Annotated in this window: 1 protein-coding gene; it reads right to left on the bottom strand. The window is 55.5% G+C overall.

What is annotated here, in order from left to right:
• Positions 1-38: 38 nt before the first annotated feature.
• Complete coding sequence (locus BN948_RS25390; protein ID WP_148663199.1) at positions 39-569, bottom strand: transposase family protein; 531 nt, start codon at positions 567-569, stop codon at positions 39-41.
• Positions 570-705 lie beyond the last annotated feature (136 nt).

Consider the following 705-nt stretch of genomic DNA (forward strand, 5'->3'; position numbering starts at 1 on the left):
TCTCGTTCGTTGATTGCCGAGGCACGAGATTCGCAGATTCACCGGCAAAACAAAAGATGGGTTCCCGGAACGCTTACCAAAGGTTTGATGGTGGTGTCGATATCCAGTATCCAGGGGGTGCTCAATGCGGCTTGCACGCTGCTCAGGAGTTGGGGCACCAGCCAAGTTTTGCTTTGCTCGGCGCTCATGCGGGACAACGAGCGACGCAGCGCGTCTTCGCTGATGATTTTCTCCATTCCCAGAATCTGAGGACTCACCGCATCACCTCGCAGGCCAGTGATGTGGGCATAGCGTTTGTGACCTGCCAGTATTGCCAGCAGCCATGTGCCCAACACATCGCGTTTGCTGTGCGCGTTCGGACTGCTGTAACTCAAGGGGCAGCTGTTCACCCAGGATTCGTAGACCCCGGTGGTGGCCAAAAACTCGGCAAAGAACGTCAGCTGTGCATTCGGTGTGGCGCTGGCAGCGTGGTCCCACTGTACGTGGATGCGACCTCCCGGTGTATCCACTGCCATGGCCTCAAGCGCATGCGTTTGAACAAGAAGTCGACGCCGTTTGGCTTCACCCATTTGGTGACCTCCGAAAATCCGTTGAAACTGGCTTCCAGTCTAGCTTGCAGCCCGTTTACGGGTTTTGTCGCGTTGACGGTCAAGCAACTTGCTCGTCTATGCTGAGCACTTTGACTGAAAAGGTTTGAACGAGATG

Source organism: Hydrogenophaga intermedia (assembly GCF_000723405.1).
Lineage (GTDB): Bacteria > Pseudomonadota > Gammaproteobacteria > Burkholderiales > Burkholderiaceae_C > Hydrogenophaga > Hydrogenophaga intermedia.

Excerpts from the sequence above, each read along its gene's own strand:
- BN948_RS25390 (WP_148663199.1), bottom strand. The coding sequence starts at position 569 with ATGGGTGAAGCCAAACGGCGTCGACTTCTTGTTCAAACGCATGCGCTT.